The organism is Micromonospora sp. LOL_025, from assembly GCF_048060285.1.
Taxonomy (GTDB): Bacteria; Actinomycetota; Actinomycetes; order Mycobacteriales; family Micromonosporaceae; genus Micromonospora.
This window is the reverse complement of the sequence record NZ_JBHMIR010000005.1, coordinates 114,757-137,782: the sequence shown is the minus strand read 5'-3', so window position 1 is coordinate 137,782 and position 23,026 is coordinate 114,757. Positions and strand designations below refer to the sequence as shown.

Sequence of the window (23,026 nt, the reverse complement as noted above, 5' to 3'; positions counted from 1 at the left end):
CCTCAGACCGGATCCAGCGCGACCAGCGGCTGGTCGTACTCGACCGGGTGGCCGTCGGCGGCGAGGACCTCGACGACCCGGCCACCCCGGTCGGCGGTCACCTCGTTCATCAGCTTCATCGCCTCGACGATGCCGACGACCTGCCCCGGACGGACCAGATCGCCGGGGGCGACGAAGGGCGCGGCGCCCGGCTCCGGCGCGCGGTAGAACGTGCCGACGATGGGCGACCGCACGGCGTAGCGGTCGGACTGTGGCGCGACGGGCGGCGGGACCCCCGGGGACGCCGCGGCGGGCGCGGCGCCGGCGGGCGCGGCGTGCCACTCCACCTCCAGCACCGTGTCCCCGTTGCGCAGCCGCACCCGCCGCAGCGGGCCGGCCAACTCGGTGACGAGGTGCCGCGCGTGCCGCCGCAGCCCGGCCAGCACGGCGTCCACCCCGTGTCCCGCCTCCGCCGTCACGCCGGACGCCGGCTCCGCGTCCCGCGCCGCATGCCCGGCGGACGCCGGCTCCGCGTCCCGCGCCGGCTGCCCGGCGGGTGCCGACGCCACGTCTCGCGCCGGCTGCCCGGCGGGCGCCGGGTGCGCGTCGGGGGTGCCCCGCGTGCCGGGCGTCGGCCGCGCGGCGGTCGTCGCCTCCCTGCCGGGCGCCGACGGCGGGACGTCGACCGGGATCCCGCCGGCGCTCATCGGGCACCCGTCCGGGCCCCGAGGCGGGCGGCGCCGAAGCGCCGGAAGCGCTGCCGCCGGCGGCGGACCAGCGTGGCGGGCGGCACGTCGAGCAGCGGCAGCAGGTGCGCCAGCACCGCCTCGCGCAGCGCCCGGGCGGCGGCCTGCGGGTCGTGGTGGGCGGCCGGGGCCGGCTCGGGGACGAGGTCGTCGACGATCCCGAGCCGGCACAGGTCGGGGGCGGTCAGCCGCAAGGCGCGGGCCGCCTGCGGCGCGGCGCCCCGGTCCGGCCAGAGGATCGCCGCGCAGCCCTCCGGGCTGATCACCGAGTAGACGGCGTGCTGGAGCATGAGCACCCGGTCGGCCACCGCGAGAGCCAGCGCACCACCGCTGCCGCCCTCGCCGGTGATCACGGCGACGACGGGGGTGGGCAGCACGGTCAGGGCGAGGATGTTCTCCGCGATGGCCGCCGCCTGGCCCTGTTCCTCGGCCCGCACGCCGGGATCCGCCCCGGGGGTGTCGACGAGGGTGACCACCGGCAGGCCGAGGCGGGCCGCGAGGCGCATCAGCCGCAGCGCCTTGCGGTGCCCCGCCGGGCTGGCCATGCCGAAGTTGCGCCCGACCAGCTCGGCGGTGGTGTGTCCCTTCTGGTGCCCGATGACCATGACCGGCCGCCCGTCGAGCCGGGCCAGCCCGCCCACCACGGCCGGGCAGTCCGCGCCGAGCCGGTCGCCGTGCAGCTCGACGAAGCCGTCGAACGCCGTCTCCAGGTAGTCCAGCGTGGTCGGACGGCCCGGGTGCCGGGCCAGCCGTACCGTCTCCCAGGCGTCGGCGTCCGGGCCCGGCGCCGTCGTGGCGGCGGCCCCGCCGGCCGGCCGCGCCACCAGCGGCGACGGCTCCTGCCGGGGTACGCCGGGACGCGACGCCGGCCGCCGCCCGGCCCGCGCGGCGGCGAGCAGCGCCACCAGTCGGCCCCGCAGGGCGTGCCGGGGCACCACCATGTCGACCTGGCCGTGCCGGAGCAGGAAGTCGGCGGTCTGGAAGCCCTCCGGCAGATCCCTGCCGGTGACCTGCCGGATCACCCGGGGACCGGCGAAGCCCATCCGCGCGCCGCTCTCGGCGAGCACCACGTCGGTGTTGGTGGCGAACGAGGCGGCCACGCCCCCGTACGTCGGGTCGGTGAGCACGCTGACGGTGAGCAGTCCGGCCTCCCGCAGCGCGGCGATCGCCTGGCTGACCGTGGCCATCTGCATCAGCGACAGGGCGCCCTCCTGCATCCGCGCCCCACCGGAGGCGGTGACCAGGACCAGCGGGACCCCGTCGGCCAGGGCCCGCTCGGCCGCCAGGGTGATCAGCTCCCCCACGACGCAGCCCAGGCTGCCGCCGAGGAACCGGAAGTCCATCACGGCGAGCACGCACGGATGCCGCCCGACGGCGGCGGTGCCGCAGACGACCGCCTCGGCCAGCCCCGTGCCGGCCCGCGCCGCGGTGAGCCGGTGCGGGTACGGCAGCAGGTCGACGAAGCCGATCGGGTCGACCTCGCCCGGCCGCTCCGGCAGCGCGGTGAACGACCCCGGGTCGACGAGCTGGAGCAGCCGCTCGGGCGCGTCGACCCGGGCGTGCGCCCCGCACTCGGGGCAGACGTCGAGGTTGCGCCGCAGCCGCTTGCGGTACAGCAGGGTGGCGCAGCCGCCGCAGCGGGACCAGAGCTGTCCCTCCCGCGGCGCGGTGGCGGTCACGACGACCGCCCGACGGGCGCGGCGTCGAAGCGGTAGAAGCAGCAGGCCATCGCGTCGCGCGGCTCCCGCCACGTCGGCAGGTACGGCGACACGTACGGCCGCAGCCGGGCACTCACCCTGGCGAACTCGGGGTGTCCGCGGGCCGCCTCGACCGCTCCCCCGCCCGGCGCCTCCGTCTCCAGCAGGTGCACGTACAGGTCACCCAGCCGGTAGAGCGACCGGTGCCGGACACCGACCAGGCGCGGCAGTTCGGTCGCGTCGGACTCGGCGAAGATCTCGGCGACGCGCGCCTCGGCGCTCGGCACCACCTTCGCGACGATCAGCGAACGGTCCATGGACGGGCCTCCCTCCACGGCATCCGGCGTCGGTGACGACGGCACCGGCCGAGCCGGACGACTGGCGACACGATCCGGCCCCGGGCGTCACGGCGGCGTCACCGGCGACCGCCGAGCGGCGACGCAGCTTCCGTGACGCTGCGTTGACGCCACCTGTGCATCCGCTGTGCGACGCCGATCATCCGACGTGGACTATCCGCAGTTGGGAAGGGATCTCGTGGGCGCCGACAGGCAAGCGCGATCCCGTACAGGATATTGACCGAGAGTGACCACAATTGATAATCTTCGTCACGGTCAGCCCGGCGGCCGCGGCGCGCGACGCCGTGCCGCGGCGGAGCGATCCGACAGTGGGGTCATGGGCAGCCGCGCCGGGGACAGCAGACGAGTCGGGACGAGCGTTCCGCAGGGGGTGCCGCCGTGGCCGCTGATCGATCGACGCCGACCACCGATTGCCGTTCCGACGCCGAGATCTCCCTGCACCTGCTCGGCGGGTTCCGGCTGCTGCACGGCGACGCGCCGGTCGTGGTGCCGCGCGGCCTGCAACGCGTCATCGCGCTGATCGGGCTGCGCCCCGGCGCCACCCGCAGCAACCTGGCCGGCCTGCTCTGGCCGGATGCGCCGGAGGACCGCGCGCTGTCGTCCCTGCGGACCGCGCTGTGGCGGCTGCGCCAGGATCCCTGCTGCCCGATCACCACCTCCGGCGACACGGTCTCCCTCGGCCCGGTCGTGCGGGTCGACGTCGACGCGCTCGTCGGCACGGCGGCGCGGGTACGCGACGGCGACGACCCGTGCGCCGCCGCCGCGTTCGCCGCCGGCCGGCACGACCTGCTCCCCGGCTGGTACGACGACTGGGTGCTGGCCGACCGGGAGCGGCTGCGCCAGCTGCGCCTGCACATGCTGGAGGAACTGGCCGGCCAGCATCTGTCGGCGGGTCGCCACGGCGCGGCCCTGGAAGCCGCGTTGGAGGCGATGGCCGCCGAACCCCTGCGCGAGACGCCGCACCGGCTGGTGGTCCGCATCCACCTCGCCGAGGGCAACGCCTTCGAGGCCGTGCACGCCTTCTACGTCTACCGCGACCTGCTGCTGCGGGAACTGCGGCTGGAGCCCTCGGCGGCGATGACAGCCCTGCTCGACGACACCCTGGCGCCGATCCGCCAGGCCACCCGCACCGCCCCGGCCGGGCCCCGCCAAGCGCCGTCCACCCGGATCGCGCCCCACGCGCGCTGAGGCGGCGTCACCGCCGCGGCGGGGCGAGTGACGGACAGGTGACAGCCGTCGGGGCACGGTGGGCCGCACAACAGTCCGTGGTGTCCGACATGGTCGCGGAGCGCCACCGGCGAGAGGGGTCCCATGAGCCGTCTACTGATCGTCAGCAGGATCATCCCGGGCGCGGAGGGTCGGGTGGCGCAGATCTTCGCCGAGTCCGACGCGACCGAACTGCCCGCCCTCACCGGGGTCCGGCACCGGTCCCTGTACTGCCTGCACGACCTGTGCGTACACCTGATGGAGACCGCCGACGTGGCCCCGGAAGCGTTGGCCGACGCCCGCAACCACCCGCTCTACCGCCAGGTCAACGAACGGCTGTCCGCGCACACCACGCCGTACCTGCCGACCTGGCGCTCGCCACGCGACGCGATCGCGGGCTGCTTCTACCGCTGGGACGCCGCCGACGCGGCGGCGTCGTCGTCGTCGCATCCGGCCGGCTGAACGGGCGGTCGCCATGTCGTCCAGACCACCCCACGTCCTGATCGTCGGGGCCGGCACGGGCGGGCTGTGCCTGGCGCACGGCCTGCGCCGGGCCGGGATCAGCGTCGCCGTCTACGAGCGGTACCGCACCCGCGGCGAGGGGCTGCTCGGCTACCGGGTCGGAATCGGGCCGACCGGTAGCCGCGCGCTGCGCGAGTGCCTGCCGCCCGCCCTGTTCGACGTCTACCTCGCCACCTGCGCCCGCTCCCCCCGCTACTTCAACGTCATCACCCAGGGCATGCGGCGCACGGCCTCGTTCACGCTCCGGCCGGACACCGACCCGGTGGACACCGAACGGTCCGTCGCCCGGATGACCCTGCGCCAGGTCCTGCTCACGGGCATGGAGGACGTCGTCCACTTCGACAAGGCCTTCACCCGGTACGACCAACGCGACGACGGCACCGTGACCGCGCACTTCGCCGACGGCAGCACCGCCACCGGCGACCTGCTCGTCGCCGCGGACGGCACGCACTCGGCGGTACGCCGCCAGTACCTGCCGCACGCGGTCACCCGCGACGCCGGCACCATCAACATCGCCACCCGGATCCCGCTGACCCCGCACACCCGGGGTCTGCTGCCCGAGCGGCTCGAACAGGGCATCTCGCTGATCTTCGGTACCGGCGGGATGATGGGCGTGCTGCACGTGATGGAGTTCAAGTGGGACCGCGACGGCGCGCTGAAACCCGGCGTCGATCCCGCCGACGCCGAGCTGCTGCGCGGCTGGCCGGGGCTGCGCCACGACAACACCCGCGACAACATCAACCTGGTCGTCTGGAGCACGGCCCGTCGGTTCCCGCCCGACGTCATGCAGCTGCGCGGCGAGGACCTGGTCCTGCTCGCCCTGCGACTCACCCGCAACTGGCACCCCAGTCTGCGCGAACTGCTCGCCCGCAGCGACCCGGGCAGCGCCCTACCCATCAAGGTGGCCACCAGCGAGCCGGTGCCGCCCTGGAAGAGCAGCACCGTCACCCTGCTCGGCGACGCCATCCACACGATGACGCCGGGACGCGGGGTGGGCGCCAACACCGCCCTGCGCGACGCCGCCCTGCTCTGCCGCCAACTGCGGCTGGCCGCCACCGGCGACAAGACGCTGCTCCAGGCGGTGGCCGACTACGAGGCCGCGATGGTGCCGTACGGGTTCGCCCGGGTCGCCGACTCGCTCAACCGCAGCGGCACCAGTGGGGACGACCGGATGTACAAACCGGTCGTCGGCCGGCTCGCGCTGCTCGGCGCGCGGGGCTACTTCGGCGTCATCAGCCGGGTACCCCGCCTGGCGCGCCGGTTCGTCGACGACTTCTACAGCTACCGGGGCGAGGAGGACTGACCGTCCGACCGGGACCCCGGCGCCGCCAGTGGGCGCCGGGGTCCCGCGTACCCGCCTGACCGCGCGGACCCAGGGACGGCGACCCTCCGTCGCCCCGGCGGACACCGCCCGTCGCGGCCCGTCGCGCCGCCACGGCCGGCACCCGGTCCAGCCTGTCGGCGTCATCGGGCGTGTGCGAAGCTGCGGCGAGTTTTTCTCGCGGGTTTCCGGACGTGAACGATAGGGAGGTTTGCCGTGGCGTGGTCTTTCGGGCACTGGCTGATACTGATCGTGGCTCTGGTGGTGGGTCTGGCGGGCGGCTGGTTCTGGCGCGGCCGGCAGGACGCGGCGGCCGCCACCCACGGCTCCCCCATGGTGGACGGTGACCCGGTCGCCGGCATGACCGCCGTGGTGGTCGACCCGCCTCCCGTCGCCACCCTGGACGAAGCGCGCCCCGAGGTGACCGTGGACCCCGCGCCGGACGCGGTCGCCGACCGCGTCCCCGCCGCGCCGGGGGCCGAAGCCCCGACCGACGCCGACCCGCGCGGTACCGACGCCCCGCCGGCCACGATCGTCGCGGCCGACGCGTCCCGGGCCGACGACGTCGACCCGGCCGACATGGCGCTGACCGGCGACCCGGTGCCGGCGCCCGACACCGACCCCGTGCCGTCCGACACCGCCGCCGACGCCCGGCCGGAGCACGAGATCGTGCTGCCGGTGGCCGCCGAGGTGACCGGCCCCGTCGACCGCCGACCGGCGGAGGAGCCCGTCCCGACCGCCACGACGGAGCCCGCTCCCCCCGCCGAGGCTGAGCCCGTCCCGGCCGCCGTCGCCTCGGCGCCGACGGGCGCGATCCCGGCCGAGCCGGAGTCGACGGTCGTCGCCCCGACCGAGCCCGACACCGCGCCCGCACCCACCGCCGACGGCCCGTCCGAGCCGAAGCTCGCACCCGTTCCCGTGGCCACCTCCCCCGTCGAGCCGGAGCCGGCCGACGCACCGGTCGAGCCGGCCACGGCCGCCACCACCGCGGTCGAGCCGGCCACGGCCGACGGCGCACCCGTCGGGCCCGGGTCGACGCCGGCCGACGCGCCGGTTGAGCCGGTGGTCGTTCCGGCCGAGCCGGTGGTCGTTCCGGCGCCGCGCGGCGAGGCGGACACCCCGGCCGCGACCGACTCCGACGCCGCCGACGACTTCCGCCGGATCCAGGGCGTGGGCCCGAAGATGGCCGCCGCGTTGCAGGCGGCCGGCATCCGGACGTACCGGCAGCTGGCGGAGCTGGACGAGGCCGCCCTGCGGGAGACGATCCGGGCGGCCGGGCTGCGGGCCGCGCCGAGCCTGGCGACCTGGCCGCAGCAGGCGAAGGTGCTCGCCGGCGCTCCGCAGGAGGCGGCCGCCGCCCTGCCGACCCCGGTGGGCGGCACCGACGCCTGACCGGCCTCGCCCCGGCTGCCGTGCTTCCGTCGGCACCGGACGGCGACACCCGGTGGATCGGGTCCGCCGCACGAACTCGCCGTCGTCGCCGACATCGCGGCGCCCGTCCGCCGGGCGCCGCGATGTCGGCGTTCCGGGCCGAACCCGAGCGGAGTACCGCGCATCGGCTCGCCGCCGGCGCCGGGCAGCGGGCCGCCTCCAACTCGGTCTCGGAGTCGGCGCAGACTGCCGACGCCGCGCGCTACCGTCTCGGCCCGCAGCCTCGTCCGTCCACCCGTCGGCCGTCCGCCGCGCCGGCTCCTCGGCGCCCGGCACCGTTAGCCGTTCATCGCGATTGGGTACAACGCCCATCACCTCGAACCACCACACCCTTGCGGAGGCAGCGATGCGCGGCACGTCGATATTCGGAGTCCTGGTCGTCATCTGGCTGATCATCGGCGCGGTCGCCGCCGGGCAGCGCGGCTACTACAGCGGCGACGACACGAACTGTGCCGAGGCCGGCACGATCCTGGTGACCATCGTCGCCGGGCCGCTGAACTACATCGGGGCCAACCCGAAGGTCGACTGCGAACTGCCCCAGCCGTCCAAGTAGGACGCACTCCTCCGGCCCGCGCCCACTCGGGGCGCGGGCCGAGCCGTGTCCGGAGACGCCACGCCGGCTCCCCGTCTCCGTCCCTCTCGCCGACGCCCGTCCGGGCCGGCCGTCACTCTCCCCGCCGTCCCTCTCGCTTGTTGGACCGGTCGGGCCGGGTCCGCGGGCGGTGCGCCACATCGCGTACGGCGTCCTAGGAGGCTGGGTCATCGGTGCCGGCGCCCCGCGTCGCGCCTCCCCGGCCCGACGTTTGTCGGGCCTCGCCGCGGGAACCGGCGTTGCGCCACCAGCGCCGCACGGGACGGGAGCACCGGCATGAGGATCGGCTACAAGCTCGCCTCGGAGGGGTACGGACCACAGGAGATCATCCGCCAGGCGGTCCGGGCCGAGCAGGCCGGCTTCGACTTCGTCGAGATGAGCGACCACTTCCACCCGTGGCTCGACACCCAGGGGCACTCGTCGTTCACGTGGAGCGTGCTCGGGGCGGTCGCGGCGAAGACCGAGCGGATCGGCCTGGCCACCGGGGTCACCTGCCCGACCGTCCGGTACCACCCGGCGATCATCGCGCAGGCCGCGGCGACCATGGCGCTGATCTCCGACGGCCGGTTCACCCTCGGCGTCGGGGCCGGGGAACGGCTCAACGAGCACGTGGTGGGTCAGGGCTTTCCCAGCGTACGGGGCCGGCACGAGCGGCTCCGCGAGGCGCTGGAGATCATCCGGCTGCTCTGGCAGGGCGGCTACCGCTCGTACGAGGGCAAGCACCTGCACCTGGAGGACGCCCGGATCTTCGACCTGCCGGAGACCCCGCCGGTGATCGCGGTCGCCGCGAGCGGCCGGTCCTCGGCGACGATGGCGGCGGAACTCGGCGACGGCCTGTTCGTCACCGAGCCGAAGGCGTCGATCGTCGAGCACTACCGGCGGGCCGGGGGCGACGGTCCCCGCTACGCCGAGGTGCCGATGGCCTGGGCCACCGACGACCAGCAGGCCGTACGGGCGGTGCTGGAGACCAGTCGGTGGATGGTGACCGGCTGGAAGGTGATGAGCGAGCTGCCGAACCCGGTCAACTTCGACGCCGCGAGCGCGTACGTCGAGGAGCGCCACGTCCGGGAGTTGTTCTCGGTCGGGCCGGACCCGGAGGCGCACGTGGCGGCTGTCCGCCCGTACGTCGAGGCCGGCTACGACCACGTCGTGCTGCAGAACGCCGGCCCCGACCCGGACGGCTTCCTCGACTTCTTCGCCGGCGACCTCGCCGGCCGGCTGCGCGCCCTCGGCTGAGCCCTCCGACGCGCGGGGGCGCGTCCGGCACCGCCCGCCGCGATCGCGATGATCGCCGACGGGCGGGAGGACGCGCCCCCGGGTCTGGGCGGGCCGTCCCGGCCGGGACGGCCCGCCGACCGGTCAGCGGAAGCAGTTCGCCACCGGCACCCTGCTGCCCTCGCAGTTGGTGGGCTCGTTGTCGATGATGTCGGTCTCGTCGTCGACCTTGACGCGGGCCTTGTCGACGAAGAGGCCACCCGGCTTCACGATGGCGACGTTGCCGGTGATCCGGCTGGAGTAGAGGGAGACCTGTCCCAGCGACGCGAAGACGCCGCCGCCCGTGGACGCCGCGCCGACGGCGTGGTTGCGGTCGACCTCGCTGTGGCGCAGCAGGAGGTTCGACTTCTGGGCGTGGATCCCGCCGCCGGAGCCCCGCGCCGTGTTGCCCGACACGACGCTGTCGTCGAGCGGGACCAGGCCCTGGAAGGTGGAGATGCCGCCGCCGTTGCCCGTGGCGGTGTTGTCGCGCACCTCCAGGCCGCGCAGGAAGATCAGCGCGTCCGAGTTGGCGATGCCGCCGCCGGTCTGGGCGGTGTTGCCCAGCACCTTCGTGTCGGCGACCCGGGTACGGGCCGAGAAGCTGGCGACGCCGCCGCCCTGCGCCGCGTTGTTGCCCGCGAAGGTGCTCGAGTGCACCTCGGCCGCGCCCCGGTAGTTGGCGAAGCCGCCGCCGTACGCGACGGCGCTGTTGCCCCGGAACTGCGAGGTCTCCAGGCTCAGCACGCCACCGTTGAGCAGGCCCCCGCCCTTGCCCTTGGTGCCGGCGGCGTGGTTGTCGACGAACGTGCTCCCGGTGACCACCAGGTGCCCGTCGTTGAAGATCCCGCCACCGCCCCCCTCCGCCGAGAGGGAGGTGCTGTCGACGATCGTGGTGCGCTCGACCACGGCGGACGCGCCGTGCACGACGTGGATGCTGCCGCCCTCGGCGGCGGAGAGACCGTTGCGGAGCACGACGTCGGAGAGCGTCAGTTCCCCGCCGTCGCGCACGGTGAAGAACCGGAACGCCTCGGCGTGCACGCCCCGGACGATGGTGGCCCCCTCGCCCCGGATGGAGATCGGGTGGTAGATGACGGGCAGCCCGGCCCGGTCGTGCTGCGGGTTGCGTGGGGGTGCCTCGGCGTCGCCGGGGTTCTCGGCGCTGTCGGCGGCCTCCCGGGCGTCGCGGATCCCGCCGTCGTACTCGTCGGGCTGCTGGAAGGCGTGGGTCAGCTCGTACGTGCACTTCGACGCCAGCCGCAGGTGGGCGCCGCCCTCGGCGTTGGCCCGGACCAGCGCCGAGATCAGCTTCGCCGAGTCGCACGGCACCGCGACCTCCGCGTGAGGCCCCTGGCCCGGCCGCCCGGGGCGGCCGCCCGGCTTCCCGCCGCGCTGCTCCTCGCGGGCGTGGTCGCGGTCCTCGACGGCGTCGGCGCGGCCGCGGTCCGCGGAGTGGTCGTCGGCCCGCAGCGCCAGCGACGGCGTGTCCGAGGCGGCGGGCAGGTCCCGGTCGGCGGCGACGGCGGCGACACCCGTGAGCCCGGCCGCCCCCGCCACCAGGCTGCCCGCCACGAGGCCGCCGGCTAAGAACCACCGCGACCGCCGCCTGGGTGGTGCGGCTCGGCGGCCCCCTTGATACGTCGTCATCAGGCTTCCCCTGCCTCTCGCGCAGTGCGTGACACGGCCGCGTCGAACGGGACGCGGGGCGGCTGACGTCGCGACAGCCGCCGAAGGTCACGATACGGACGAGAACCGGGCAAAATCCGCCGAACATGAATAAGCGTACTATTCATCTTGGCGGAGGCGCGCAGCCGCCCTCAGCCGCCGACGTGGATGCCGGGCCGGCGGGCGGGGTCCGGCTCGGACTTGCGGATGATCTCCCGCACGACGGGCGGGGTGTCGCCGCGGCCGAGGATGAGATAGCGCAGCAGGTGCCCGAGCGGGTTCCCCTCCGACCACTCGAAGTGGGCGTGCGGGCGTACGCCGGTGGCGTCGCGCAGCGCCAGCAGGATCGCCGCGATGGCGTTGGGGACGGCCGGGCTGCCGGCCCGCAGCACCCGGAAGCCACCCACCTCCACGCCGTGCACCCGCAGCATCTGGCTGAACTCCGACGGGTCGACGACCTCGATCTCCAGGAAGAGGATGTCGCCCTCGCCGGGCACGGGGTTCATCCCCCGCTGCGCCCGCTCCTTGACCGTGTACTCCTTGACCGCGCCGGCGGCCCGCTTGTGGGCGATCAGGTGCAGCCGGCCGTCGTGCGCCAGCGACTCGGCGATGAACCGGCGGGCCGGCTCGTCGAACTCGATGCGCTCCGTGCGCAGTTCGGTCGTCCGGGTCACCCGGGAGACCAGCGAGACGACCACGATGCCGAAGATGAACAGCGCGGAGATGGCGATGCCGTCCGGCTTCGCGATGACGTTCTCGGCGAGCGCGTACAGCAGGACCAGGGTGAGCACGGCGAAGCCGCCGGCCGCGACGCGCTGCCGGCGGCGGGCCGCGGAGATCGTGACCGCCACGGCGGCGGAGACCATCATGGCGAGGATGCCGGTGGCGTACGCCCCGGCCTGGTCGTTGACGTCGGCACGGAACACCAGGGTGATGGCGACGCTGATCAGGGTGTAGACGATCACGACCGGCCGCACGGCCCGGGCCCACTCCGGCGCCATGCCGTAGGTGGGCAGGTAGCGGGGCACGATGTTGATCAGGCCGGCCATCGCGGAGGCGCCGGCGAACCAGAGGATCAGCACGCTGCTGAGGTCGTAGACGGTGCCGAACGCCTCCCCGAGGCGCTCGTGGGCGAGGTACGCCAGCGCCCGGCCGTCAGCGGCCCCGCCCGGCTCGAACTCCCGGGCGGGGATGAGCACGGTGGTCACGAGGGTGGTCGAGACCAGGTACACCGACATGACCAGCGCGGCGGCGGTGAGCAGCCGGCGGGTGTTGCGGATCCGCGCCGCCAGCCGCGCCTCGCGGTCCGCGCCCCCGCCGGCGACCAGCGGCATCATGCTCACCCCCGTCTCGAAGCCGGAGAGCCCCAGCACCAGCAGTGGGAACGCCAGCACGGCGGTCACGGCCACCTCTCCGGGGCCACCACCGACGGTCAGCGCGGCGGTCCAGTCCGACAGCGTCCGCGGGTCCGTCGCGATCCCGACCAGCCCGTCGGCCACGATCAGCGCGTTCAGGGCCAGGAAGACCGCGACCAGCGGAACGGCCACCGCGACCGCCTCCCGGAAGCCGAGCAGGAAGACCCCGCCCAGGACGAGCAGCAGGACGACGGTGACGCCGACGGCGACACCGGTGCCGCCGAAGCCCTCGGGCATGTGCGGGTTCTCCAGCAGGTGCACGGTGGCGTCGGCGGAGGAGAGGGTGATCGTGATGATCCACGAGGTGGCCACGAAACCCAGCAGCACCAGTACGAAGATCTTGCCGCGCCAGAACGGCAGCAGCCGCTCCAGCATCGCCACCGAGCCCTGCCCGTGCGGACTCTCCCGGGCCACCCTGCGGTACATGGGCAGCATGCCGAACAGCGTCAGCGCGACGATGAGCAGGGTGGCCAGCGGGGAGAGCGCCCCGGCGGCCACCGCCGCGATCCCGGGCAGGTACGACAGGGTGGAGAAGTAGTCGACCCCGGTCAGGCACATGACCTGCCACCAGGGGTGCGAACGGGTCTGCCCCTCCGCCGTCTCGGGGCCGACCGGCTGCACCCGGTGCGCGAACAGCCACCGGCGCAGCGGGCTCAGCGGCGCGGCGGGCCGGGTGGGGCTGGCCTGCGCCTCCGGGACGGCGACCGGGCGTCCGGCGCGGTCGCCGGGACGGGTCGGGTCCCGGGCGGCGCGCAGGTCCCGTGGCGGGCCGGCGGGCGGTGGCCGGCGACCACGCGTGCGCCGCGACCTCGGCCCGTGCTCGTCACGCATGTCCCGTCCCCACCCTCGGCGGTCCTGACCCGACCGTAGGCGGTCGCCGGCCGGCCGCCCGCCCGAACGGTGAAGCCGGGACGGCTCAGTCGCCGTCGCGGGCGGCCAGCACCCGGGCGAGGGCGTCGGGATCCGCCACGGTGACCGTCGCCCCGGGGTGCCGCAGCCACCCGCCGGGCAGCAGGGCGGGCACCGGCTCGGCGAAACGCAGGCAGAGCCCGGGGGCGGTGCTGCTGGCGAAGGTGACGCCGGCGTCGGCCAGGGAGAGGCGCACGCCGATCCCCCGCCACCAGCGGTACGGGCCGGTGGGTGCGACGTCGACGACGTTGCCCCGGGCGGTGCGCAGTCGCCACGGGCCGAACCTGACCACCAGCTCGGCCCGGTCGACGTCGACCCAGGCGGTCGCCGGCCGGACGCCCACCAGCGCGAGCGCCGGCCGGAAGACCGGGTCGAAGCGGAACGCGAACCGGTGTGCCCCGCCGGTCATCGCGCGCCGCCCCGGCCGGTGGGGCGGGCGGCGCCCGGTCGGGCGGGACGGGGCGGGGCGACGGGCCGGGGACGGGGTCGGGCGGCGGGCCGACGGGCCGGGTGACTCATGGCGCGGGCGTACCCCGTGCGGGCCGGCCGACACCCCCCGGGCCGGCCGACCCGCGAACCCCGCTCCCCCGCACCCGGCGTACCCCCGGACCGCCGCACCGTCCCCGACCTCGGGCCCGACGCCCCCCGGCTGACGGGCCCTGGTCCGGCGGGGACGCGTCCCCGCGCTCCGCCGGGTGCCGGGTGCGGAGCGCGGGGACCCCCCGTCACGGCTACTGCAGGAACGCCCCGAGGGGCGAGAGCAGCAACCGACCGAGCGCCGCGGCGGTGTCGTCCAGCCGCGCGCGCTCGCACTCGTGGGCGGCCGGGTCGTGCCGGCACCGCCAGATCTTCTGCGCGTTGCGCCAGGCGACGTCGCGGGTGTACTCGACCAGCTCCCCCTGGTACCAGTCGTCGATGTCGCCGTTGAGCATGTCGATGAGCAGCTGCCACCGTTCCAGGTAGCCGCGCCGCAGACCGGGGATCTTGTCCGCGAAGATGTTGTTGATCTCCAGGTAGTCGCGGTGCTGGTCGGTGCCGTCCACCGGCTCCGACTCCAGGCTGTCGAACGTGGTCACCAACGCGAACGGCAGGTCGAAGTTGATGTGCGCGTTCACCCCGGCGGCGGCCGACGGCAGCGGGCGGGCGTCCGGCCCGCGCATCCGCTGGAACAGGCAGGCCCACGCCTTCGGCGTGCCCGGGCTGGAGTCGGTCCACAGCCGCATCGCGTCGAAGTAGCGGGCGGCGAACTCCACGTCGAGCCGGGACAGGAACACCGGGTCGGAGAACCGGTCGTCGTAGAGGCCGTTCAGCACGCTCTCGGTGATCGTCAGGTACAGCCGGTTGAAGTCGGCCAGCGGGCAGCTCGCCTCCAGCGGAGGCAGCCGGACCAGCAGGTCCTGGAGCTTGGTGAGGTGGTCGACCACCGCCGGCACGTCGGCCGGATGGTCGGCGAGCAGATCGACGATGTCCCGATGCACGGGCCCCCACACCGGTTCCGTCATCTCTCCTCCACAGTGGTTCCCGGCACCCCCCGTGCCGTCGGCGACGCAGCACAGCCTGCCAGCCGGCGACCGCCGGCCGGATCAGTAGAACGACGTATCCGCGCCGCGCGTCAGCCGGGCCGGTTGCGTAGGAAGATCGCGCTGGCCTGCACCCGGGTGCGGACCTGGAGCTTGTCGAAGATGTGCGAGACGTGCACGCCGATGGTGCGCTCGCTGATGAACAGCCGCTGGCCGATCTCCCGGTTGGTGAGCCCCTCGGCGACCGCGGCGAGCACCTCCCGCTCCCGGGCCGTCAGCGCCGCCAGCTCGTCGCCGTCCGCCCCGGCGGCCGGGCCGCCGGTGGCCGGGCGTTCCTCCAGCGACACCCGCGCCCGGCCGGCGAGGGTACGGATCTCCGAGGTCAACGGCACCGCGCCGAGCCCCTGTGCCACCTCGTACGCCTGCCGCAGCAGCTTGGCCGCCGTGGCGCTGCGGCTGCGCCGGGCCAGCAGCGCCTCGGCCTGCCGCAGCCGGGAGTAGGCCGCCGGGTAGGGGTGGTGGCGGCGGTCCCACTGCGCCACCGAGCGGGCCCACAGCTCCGGGTCGCTGCTGTCGAGGCGGCTCACCTCGGCGGCGCACAGCGCCAGGAAGCCGTCGACCACGTCGCGCACCGGCCGGGCGGCGTGCTCGCTCTTGCGGGCGACCCGGTCGGCCACCTCCCGCAGCCGCCGCACCGCCGTCTCGTCCACGGCGATCGTGCGGCCGGCGTGCGCCTCGGCCTCGGCCCGCAGGCCGTGCCACACGAGCGCGGCGAGGATGCCCACGTCGTCGGAGCGGCTCTCGGTCAGGCCGCGCTGCACCGCCTGCCGGGCCAGGTCGTGCCGGCCCTGCCACATGGCCAGCCCCGCCCGCAGGGTGAGCAGCGGGATCACGTGCCGCGCCCCGCCGCCGGCGAGCACCGTGGCCACGGCGTCCAGGTCGCGGTCGGCGGCCTCGATGTCGCCGTAGCCCACCGACAGCCGGCAGCGCGCCAGCAGCAGTTCCACCGCGTCGGCGCCGGAGGGGCGGTGCCGCAGCGCCGCCGCGACGACCTTCTCCGCCTCGGCCCACTGCCCGACCCGGAACAGCCCGTTGGTGGCGATGGCCAGCAGCCGGGTCTCGTACGTGCGGCCCAGGCCGAGTTCGGCCACCCGCTCGGCGCCCCGGCGGGCCACCACGACGCCCTCCTCCAGCACGTTGAGCGGACCGGTCAGCAGCTCGGCCAGGTGCAGGTACGCGCACGCCACGTCCTCGGGGCGACCGGAGCGCTCGGCGGTCTCCAGGGCGCGGCGCATCACCGCCAGCCCGGCGTCCGGGTCCTCCAGGTACGCCTCGGAGAAGCCGAGCGCGGCGCTGGCCAGCACCACCTCCGACGTGGAGCCCGGCACGTCGGCGGAGAGCTCCAGCGCCTCCCGGGCCCGCCGGCCGGCGTCGGCGTACCGGCCGAGGTGCAGCAGCAGCTCGGCCAGGTGCGCCGCGGCCGTGGCCCGCTCCCGGGGCGTGCAGTCGGCGGCCTCCAGGGCGCGCTGGTACTCCGCCTCCGCCGGCGCCGACCGGCCGGCGGCGGCCAGGTAGCGGGCCCGGCGGATGTGCAGCGCGCAGGTCGACGGGTCGGTCTCGGCCGTGGCCAGCTCCTCCAGCAGCGCCAGCGCCCGGGCGTGCTCGCCGCAGTGGTGGGCGGCCTCGGCGGCGGGCCTGAGCAGCGTGACCCGGTCCACGTCCGGCGGTGCGACGCCCGGCGAGGCGGCCAGTTGCAACGCGACCGACCAGTGCCGGTGCGCCTCGGCCCAGCCGTGCAGCCGCTCGGCCTCCCGGGCCGCCGCCATCGCCGCCGGCAACGCCCGCGCCGGCTCGCCGGCCCGCCGCCAGTGGTGCGCCAGGCGCGCCTGGTGCAGCTCCGCCGGGGCCGCGGTGAGCGCCTCGGCGTAGCGGCGGTGCAGGGCGGCCCGCTCGGCCGGCAACAGCTCGTGCTCCAGCACCTCGGCGACCAGCCGGTGCCGCAGCCGGTAGCCGTCGTCCGCGCTGACCAGCAGCCGGTGCGCGACCGCCGCCCGGGCCGCCTCGATCAGCTCGTCCTCGGGCAGCCGCACCACCCGGGCGAGCAGCCAGTGCTCCACCGGCTCGACGCCGGCCGCCACCGCGTGCACCACGGTGTGCGCGTGCTGCGGCAGCGCGTCCACCCGGGCCAGGAAGATCTCGCGCAGCGTGTCGGAGAGGCCGTCCCGGCCGTCGCGCAGGTCGCGGGCCAGCTCCTCCACCACGAACGGGTTGCCGCCGCTGCGCTGCCACACCAGCTCCGCCGCTTCCGGGCTGAGCGCCCGCCCGACCACGGCGGCGGCGAGCCGGTCGGTGCCGGCCCGGTCCAGCGGGGCCAGGTCGAGCACCCGCACCGTACGCAGCCGGCGCAGCTCGGTGAGCACCCGGCGCAGCGGGTGCGCGCCCTGTAACGACTCGGCCCGCACCGCCGCCAGCACGGACAGCTGAAGGTCACCCAGCCCGGCCAGCAGGTAGAGCAGCAGCTGGCGGGTGCTCCGGTCGACCCACTGGAGGTCGTCCAGGACGAGCACCAGCGGCCGCCCCTCGGCGATCAGGTGCAACCCACGCGAGACCCGCTCCAGCAGCGCCCCCGCGCCGTCCGGGCCGGCGGTCTCCTCGGCGAACACCCGCAGGAGGCCACGGACCGCCGAGGAGGTCCGGGCCTCGGAACCGGTCAGTTCGGCGTCGAGGCGGCGCAGCGCCTGGAGCAGCGGGTGCAGGGGGGACGCGTCGCCGATGTCCAGACAGGAGCCGGTGAGCACCAGGGCCCCGGCGTCGCGCAGCCGGGTGCCCACCTCGCGCAGCAGCCGGGTCTTGCCGACGCCGCTCTCGCCGGTGAGGAAGACGGCGGCGGTGTTGCCCTGCGTGACGTCGTCGAGCAGCACGGACCGTACCGTCGTCACCAGGTCGGCCCGGCCGACGAGTGGTGCGGTGTCCACTTCGCTGGCCATGGCACGCAGCCTAGTCACAGGGCCCCGCACCGTTCTACGGGTCTTTCGCGCCTGTGGTACTCCTCGCGTCGACATTGCGACCGAAGGTTGCGCGCGACCGACATACGTCGTTCGGCAGATCCCCCGTCGGCGGATCGGTGACAGTGTCCGAGGCATCGTCAGCCACCGTGGGGAAAGGCGGGTGCGATGCCCATGCCCACCATCGTCGCCGGTTCGCAGCGGCTCACGTCGGCAGGCTGGCCGGTCCCGGAGGAGAGACGCCTCGTCACCGTGCTGTTCGTCGACATCGTCGGGTCGACCGCGCTCGTCGACCGGCTCGACCCCGAGGACGTGCGGATCCTGCAACGGGCGTACTTCGACACCGTGGGCGGGGTGCTGCGCCGGTGGCACGGGGTGGTCGAGAAGTACGTCGGCGACGCGGTGATGGCGCTGTTCGGGGCCCGCCGGTCCGACGGGTTCGACGCGTACCGGGCGGTGCGGGCGGCGCTGGAGATCCAGGGGGCCCTCGACCGGCGACCGCCGCCCGGCGCGCCGCGCCTGCGGGTCCGGGCCGGGGTGGCCACCGGTGAGGCGCTGGTGGAACTCGCCGCGGCGCGCGACGGCGGACACGGCGTGGCCAGCGGCGCGGTGATCACCACCGCCGCGCGGTTGCAGGAGTACGCCCCACCGGGCGGGGTGGCGCTCTGCGCGGCCACCCACCGCGCGACTGTGGGGCTGGTCGACCAGCGCCGCGTACCGCCGGTGGCGCTGGTCGGCAAGGCGCTGCCGGTCGACGTGTGGCATGCCACCGGCACGATCCGACCGGCCCCGGCCCGGCACGAGGGGCCGCTGGTCGGGCGGCGGCGGGAACTGGCCGCCGCCCGGGACCTGATCGTCCGGGCCGTCCGGGGCCGCGACCCGCGCTGGCTGTCGCTGGTCGGTCCCGCCGGCAGCGGGCGCAGCCGCCTGCTGCACGAGCTGACGCGGGCGGTACGGACCGTGGACGGGGCGCCGGTGCGCTGGTGCGTCGCGCACTGCCCGCCGTACCCGGAGCCGCTGGCGCCCGTCGCGGACCTGGTGCGCGGGCTCGCCGGCCTCCGCGCCGGTGAGCCGCCCGCGACGGTACGGCGACGGCTCACCGCCGCCCTCACGGACCTGGTGCCGCCCGCCGGCCTGACCGAGGCGGTGTCCGCGTTGGAGGCGCTGCTGGCCACGCCGGACGGCTCCGGCGACGCGGCGCGGGGCGCCGAGGTGGCCCGGGAGGCGCTCCTGGGGCTCGCCGCCCGGCAGCCGGTGGTGGTGGCGGTGGACGACCTCGACCGGGCCACCGCGGCGCTGGACCGCTTCCTGCACCGGCTCTTCGCGGCGGCCACCGCGCGGTCACTGCCGCTGGTGGTGGTGGCCTCGCACCGCCCGGAGCGGACGGACGTACGGCCCGACCCGCGGGATCGGCGACACCGGTTGGCGCTGCCGCCGCTGCGCCCCGTGGAGACCGGACGGCTGCTGCGCCACCTGCTCGGCCGGGCCGACCGGCCGGCGGCGACGATCGCCCGGCTGCTGCCGCTGGTCGGCGGCAATCCGGGGCGGGCCGCCGCGTACGTGGCGTCGCTGGGCGCGGCGCAGTCCGTGCCGGAGGTGGTGCGCCGGGAGGTCGACGCCCGGCTGGACCGCCTCGACGGGGCGCGGCGGGCCGTGCTGATGGCCGTCGCCACCGTCGGCGCGGGCACCACCGCCGCGACGGTGGCGCGCCTGCTCGACTGGGCTCCCGGGCGGGCCGCCCCGGTGCTGCGCGCGCTGGCCGTGGCGGGTCTGCTGGTCGCCCGCGCCGACGGCCGGTACGCCGTCGCCGACGCGGTGGTCCGCGAGCTCGCGTACGCCCGGCTGCCGAGGGCGGCGCGGGCCGCGTTCGCCCGCCGGGCCGGGCGGCCCGCGGAGGCGGACGCGCCGCCGGTGCCCGTGGTCGTCCACGCCCCCACCACCCCCGTACCGCCGGCGCCGGCGCGCGCCGACGCCGACCGCCCGGCGGCCCGGGACGCGCGCGCGGCGCACCCGGCACCGCTGCGGCGGCCCGCCGCCACGCCCCGTTTCCCCGAAACGCCCCGGCCCGCCAGCACGCCCCGGGTGGTGGCCCTGCCCAGGCTCGCGACCCTGCCCCGGGTCGCCGACGTGCCCCGGGTCGCGGTGGTGCCGGGGGCGCGTCCCGTGCCCGGTCCGCCGGTCGCCGTCCCCCCGGCACGTGTCGGGGGCGGCCGGGTGGTGGAGCTGCGCGGATGGACCGCCGTCGGCGATCGCGTCCCCTCGGCCGGCCCCGATCCGACGGCCACCCCCGACCTGACCGCCGGCCCCGGTCCGACGGCCTCCGGCCCGACGGCCGGCCCTCATCGGACGACCGGATCCGACAGGGCTGCCGGCCTCGACCGGGTGAGCCGGTCCGCCGGCCCCGGTCGGGCGGCTGACCCGTACGGAGCGGCCGACGGCGACGGCCCGTGGGCCCCCGGGCCGGACGGGTCGGCACGGTGGCAGGGGCGCGGGCAGCGGCCGAGATGGGTCCTGCCGCGCGGCACGCCGATCGCGGCGTGAGCGGGCCGGCAGGGTGCTGGCCGCTTTCGTCGAACGGGGGTGCCGGACGCGGCGGCGGGTGCGGGCGGCCAGGCGGATCTCCCCCACGATCCAAGCTAACAGGCACCCGACCCGGGCGGTATCGGGCGGCCGACCGAGTGCGCGGGCCGGCGCCGACTGGCTAGGTTCGCCCGATGCCTGTCGAAGAGATCACCGCCTCCGCCGCCGGCACCTGGACGCTCGGCGACCGCACCGTGCACCGGATGGGGTTCGGCTCCATGCGGCTCACCGTCGACCCGGACCGGGCGCGCGCCGTCCGCGTCCTGCGCCGGGCCGTCGAACTGGGCGTCAACCACATCGACACGGCCGCCTTCTACGTGTCGCCGGGTGGACCGCTCGGCGTCGGCGCCGGCTCGCCCCGGTACGCCACCGAACTGATCCGCGAGGCCCTCGCGCCGTACCCGGACGACCTGGTCATCACCACCAAGGTCGGGCCGTCCTTCGACGAGGCGACCCGGCACCGCGAATTGACCCCGGCGGAGCTGCGCCGGGAGGTGGAGGAGAACCTGCGCCGGCTGGGCCGGGACCACCTGGACGTGGTCGACCTGCGGATCGTCCGGCGGCCCGAGCGGGACTCGGTGGCGGAGCGGTTCGCCGCCCTCGCCGAGCTGCGCGACGCCGGGCTGATCCGGCATCTCGGCCTGTCCAACGTGCGGGTGGACCACCTGGACGAGGCGCGGGACATCGCGCCGGTGGTGTGCGTGCAGAACGCGTACGCCCTCGACGTCAACCGGTGGGCCGACGAGCTGCTGCGCGTCTGCGGCGAGCGGGGGATCGCCTTCGTGCCGTTCTTCGCGATCGCGGGCGCCGGACGGGAGGCGGGCGCGGGCGGCGACCACGACGAGGCCGTACGGGCGGTGGCGCACGCGCACGGCGCGACCCCGCACCAGATCCGGCTGGCCTGGACGCTGCACCAGGGGCCGCACGTGCTGGCCATCCCCGGCACCGGCGATCCGGAGCACCTGGCGCAGAACGTGGCGGCCGGGGCGATCCGGCTCACCCGCGAGGACTTGGCCCGCCTGGGCTGACGGCGGGACGGCGGCGCGGCGCGTCAGCGGCCGTCGAGGAAGGCGACCGCCCGCTCCCACGTCTGGCTGGCGGCCGCCAGGTCGTGGTCGGGCAGGTCGGGGTCGGTGTAGAGGTGGCCGACGCCGGGATAGCGGTGGACGCTCAGCTCCGCGCCCGCCCCGGTCATCGCCCGCTGCCACCGGCCGAGCTCGGGCTCCGGGGGGTATTCGTCCGGGTCGGCCATGTGCATCTGCACCGGCAGGCCCGGCCGGACCGCCTCCGGCGCGCCGCCGGCGCCGTGCAACAGCAGCAGCGCGGCGGCGGCGGGGCGCTCGCCTAGCAGCGCGCCGGCCACCGCGGCCCCCATGGAGAACCCGGCCAGCACCGCGTCGGGCGGCGCCTCGAGCAGCGCCGCCCTGGCCCGGCCCATCACGGCCGCCTCGCCGACCTCGTCGAGCAGGGCGAAGCCCTCCTCGATCGTGTCGACGGCCGGCGCGCCGTAGAGGTCGGGGGTGACGACGTGGTGACCGGCGGCGCGCAGCCGGTCGGCGGCCGTCAACACGGCGGGTCGCAGCCCGTAGGCCGAATGAAACAGCACGACGTGTCCCATCGGGACATTCTGTCTGACGGTGGCGACGGCCCCGGCCCGCCGCGCGGGCCGGGGCGCCGACGCCGGCGGGCCGTCGGCGCCGGGTCAGCGCAGCGACTCCAGCCGCCGCACCAGCTCGCCCGGCCCCGGCATGGCGGCGATCTCGGCGCTGACCTGCCGCGCCGCGTCGCGCAGCGCGGGGTCGGTGACGAGCCGGGTCAGGGTGTCGGCGGTGATGTCGCGGGTGCGGACCGCGATGCCGACCCCGCGCGCGGCCACCAGCTCGGCGTTGTGCCGCCGGTCGCCCGCCCCGACGGTGGCCAGCTGCGGCACCCCGGCGATCAGCGCGCTGAGGACGCTGCCCGCGCCGCCGTGGTGGACCAGCGCCGCGCTCGTCGGCAGGGCCGCGGGGATCGGGATCCAGTCGACCGTACGCACGTTGCCGGGCAGCGCCCGGCGGGCCAGCCGCGCCTCCGGGCGGACCAGCACGAACTCGGCGTCGACCCGGTCGGCGACGGCGACGACGGCCGGCATCGGTCCGGCGCTGCCGGGGCCGACGAGGGTGCTGCGGCTGACCAGCACCCGTGGCCGCTCCCCCGGCTCGCGCAGCCAGCCCGGCAGCTCGCCGCCGGCCTCGGTGGCGTAGCGCATCGGCCAGCCGTCCTGACGCAGCACGCTGGGCGGGGCGACGGCGATCGCGGCGGCCGGCGGCGGCAGCGCGGTCAGGCCGTGCCGGCGCAGCGCCGGCCCCAGCCGCGCCAGGGTGGCCCGGGCCAGCTCGCGGCCGTCCAAGAGGGCGTTCTCCTGGCGTACGGCGGGCACGCCGAGCGTCGCGGCGGCGAGCGCCCCGGCCACCGCGAACGGCTCGTGGATGACGAGATTGGGCTTCCACTGCCGGGCGACGGCGACCACCCCGTCGGCGAGCTGGTCGTTGACCGCGCCGAAGAGCAGCCCGGCACCCCGGGTGCCGGCGGTGCCGGCCAGCTCGGCCCGGGCGATCAGCGGGTGGCGCAGCAGCACGCGGCGGGCGATGCGTCCGAAGTCGAACGCCGGCGCGACGTCGCGCGTGGGCACCCCGGGCCGCGCGGCCCGCAGCCCGTCGGCGGCGGTGGCGACGAGCACCTCGTGCCCGGCGTCGCGCAGCGCGCCGGCCAGCGGCAGCAGCGGGGCGACGTGCCCGATCAACGGCGCGGAGACCACCAGTACTCGCACCGCGCCGATGCTAGCCCCG

17 protein-coding genes and 1 pseudogene are annotated in these 23,026 nt (G+C 76.2%); 8 read left to right on the top strand and 10 right to left on the bottom strand.

Translation table 11 applies throughout. The features are described 5' to 3' along the window. Positions 1-2 precede the first annotated feature (2 nt). Genes ACFHW0_RS09300 through ACFHW0_RS09290 form a run of 3 tightly spaced genes read right to left on the bottom strand, consistent with a single transcriptional unit; the run spans position 3 to position 2,739 of the window. A complete protein-coding gene (locus ACFHW0_RS09300) occupies positions 3-686 on the bottom strand; it encodes a biotin/lipoyl-containing protein (RefSeq protein ID WP_416606873.1) in 684 nt (227 codons plus the stop codon). Next, a complete protein-coding gene (locus ACFHW0_RS09295; RefSeq protein ID WP_416606872.1) occupies positions 683-2,404 on the bottom strand; it encodes an acetyl-CoA carboxylase carboxyltransferase subunit alpha in 1,722 nt (573 codons plus the stop codon). The genes ACFHW0_RS09300 and ACFHW0_RS09295 overlap by 4 nt, the downstream gene beginning before the upstream one ends. Beyond that, positions 2,401-2,739, bottom strand: coding sequence for a TcmI family type II polyketide cyclase (locus tag ACFHW0_RS09290; RefSeq protein ID WP_416606871.1), 339 nt, complete (start codon positions 2,737-2,739; stop codon positions 2,401-2,403). Before ACFHW0_RS09290 ends, ACFHW0_RS09295 begins: the two co-directional genes overlap by 4 nt. A gap of 417 nt (positions 2,740-3,156) precedes the next feature. Here ACFHW0_RS09290 and ACFHW0_RS09285 point away from each other — a divergent pair, with 417 nt between their 5' ends. The 6 genes from ACFHW0_RS09285 to ACFHW0_RS09260 all read left to right on the top strand — a co-directional run bounded on the left by ACFHW0_RS09285 (position 3,157) and on the right by ACFHW0_RS09260 (position 9,086). After that, a complete protein-coding gene (locus ACFHW0_RS09285; protein WP_416606870.1) occupies positions 3,157-3,966 on the top strand; it encodes an AfsR/SARP family transcriptional regulator in 810 nt (269 codons plus the stop codon). 123 nt (positions 3,967-4,089) lie between these two features. Next, positions 4,090-4,446 (top strand): TcmI family type II polyketide cyclase, encoded by a 357-nt coding sequence (locus ACFHW0_RS09280; RefSeq protein WP_416606869.1) that lies wholly within the window; start codon positions 4,090-4,092, stop codon positions 4,444-4,446. Between the two features lie 13 nt (positions 4,447-4,459). Beyond that, positions 4,460-5,809: an FAD-dependent oxidoreductase gene (locus tag ACFHW0_RS09275; RefSeq protein WP_416606868.1), complete on the top strand. Its 1,350-nt coding sequence runs from the start codon at positions 4,460-4,462 to the stop codon at positions 5,807-5,809. Positions 5,810-6,043: 234 nt separating this feature from the next. Beyond that, positions 6,044-7,219 carry a hypothetical protein gene (locus ACFHW0_RS09270; protein ID WP_416606867.1) on the top strand — a complete coding sequence of 392 codons (1,176 nt, stop codon included), beginning with the start codon at positions 6,044-6,046 and terminating at the stop codon, positions 7,217-7,219. Positions 7,220-7,604: 385 nt separating this feature from the next. Next, the gene (locus ACFHW0_RS09265; protein WP_091630565.1) at positions 7,605-7,811 is read left to right on the top strand and encodes a hypothetical protein; all 207 of its coding nucleotides are present in this window, start codon (positions 7,605-7,607) and stop codon (positions 7,809-7,811) included. Positions 7,812-8,126: 315 nt separating this feature from the next. Next, positions 8,127-9,086, top strand: coding sequence for a TIGR03557 family F420-dependent LLM class oxidoreductase (locus ACFHW0_RS09260; protein ID WP_416606866.1), 960 nt, complete (start codon positions 8,127-8,129; stop codon positions 9,084-9,086). A 123-nt stretch (positions 9,087-9,209) separates the two neighbouring features. Here the strand turns inward: ACFHW0_RS09260 and ACFHW0_RS09255 are convergent, their stop codons facing one another. From ACFHW0_RS09255 to ACFHW0_RS09235, 5 genes are all read right to left on the bottom strand, one after another. After that, entirely contained in the window at positions 9,210-10,751 is a 1,542-nt protein-coding gene (locus tag ACFHW0_RS09255; RefSeq protein WP_416606865.1) for a hypothetical protein, read from the bottom strand. Positions 10,752-10,921: 170 nt separating this feature from the next. Next, positions 10,922-13,015, bottom strand: a complete 2,094-nt coding sequence (locus tag ACFHW0_RS09250; protein ID WP_416606864.1) for an amino acid transporter — start codon at positions 13,013-13,015, stop codon at positions 10,922-10,924. An 85-nt stretch (positions 13,016-13,100) separates the two neighbouring features. After that, positions 13,101-13,502 (bottom strand): hypothetical protein, encoded by a 402-nt coding sequence (locus ACFHW0_RS09245; RefSeq protein ID WP_416606863.1) that lies wholly within the window; start codon positions 13,500-13,502, stop codon positions 13,101-13,103. A 322-nt stretch (positions 13,503-13,824) separates the two neighbouring features. Next, positions 13,825-14,595 (bottom strand): DUF5995 family protein, encoded by a 771-nt coding sequence (locus ACFHW0_RS09240; RefSeq protein WP_416606862.1) that lies wholly within the window; start codon positions 14,593-14,595, stop codon positions 13,825-13,827. 110 nt (positions 14,596-14,705) lie between these two features. Next, the gene (locus ACFHW0_RS09235; RefSeq protein WP_416606861.1) at positions 14,706-17,600 is read right to left on the bottom strand and encodes a helix-turn-helix transcriptional regulator; all 2,895 of its coding nucleotides are present in this window, start codon (positions 17,598-17,600) and stop codon (positions 14,706-14,708) included. A 186-nt stretch (positions 17,601-17,786) separates the two neighbouring features. Between ACFHW0_RS09235 and ACFHW0_RS09230 the strand changes: the two genes are divergently transcribed. Together ACFHW0_RS09230 and ACFHW0_RS09225 are read left to right on the top strand one after the other, a co-directional pair. Beyond that, the gene (locus ACFHW0_RS09230; protein ID WP_416606860.1) at positions 17,787-20,159 is read left to right on the top strand and encodes an AAA family ATPase; all 2,373 of its coding nucleotides are present in this window, start codon (positions 17,787-17,789) and stop codon (positions 20,157-20,159) included. A 173-nt stretch (positions 20,160-20,332) separates the two neighbouring features. Beyond that, entirely contained in the window at positions 20,333-21,226 is an 894-nt protein-coding gene (locus ACFHW0_RS09225; protein WP_416606859.1) for an aldo/keto reductase, read from the top strand. Between the two features lie 23 nt (positions 21,227-21,249). On the opposite strand, the pseudogene ACFHW0_RS09220 reads toward ACFHW0_RS09225, so the two are convergent. Together ACFHW0_RS09220 and ACFHW0_RS09215 are read right to left on the bottom strand one after the other, a co-directional pair. After that, positions 21,250-21,828: pseudogene (locus tag ACFHW0_RS09220) on the bottom strand (dienelactone hydrolase family protein); the annotation flags it as partial. A 72-nt stretch (positions 21,829-21,900) separates the two neighbouring features. Continuing rightward, positions 21,901-23,007 carry a nucleotide disphospho-sugar-binding domain-containing protein gene (locus ACFHW0_RS09215; RefSeq protein WP_416606858.1) on the bottom strand — a complete coding sequence of 369 codons (1,107 nt, stop codon included), beginning with the start codon at positions 23,005-23,007 and terminating at the stop codon, positions 21,901-21,903. Positions 23,008-23,026 lie beyond the last annotated feature (19 nt).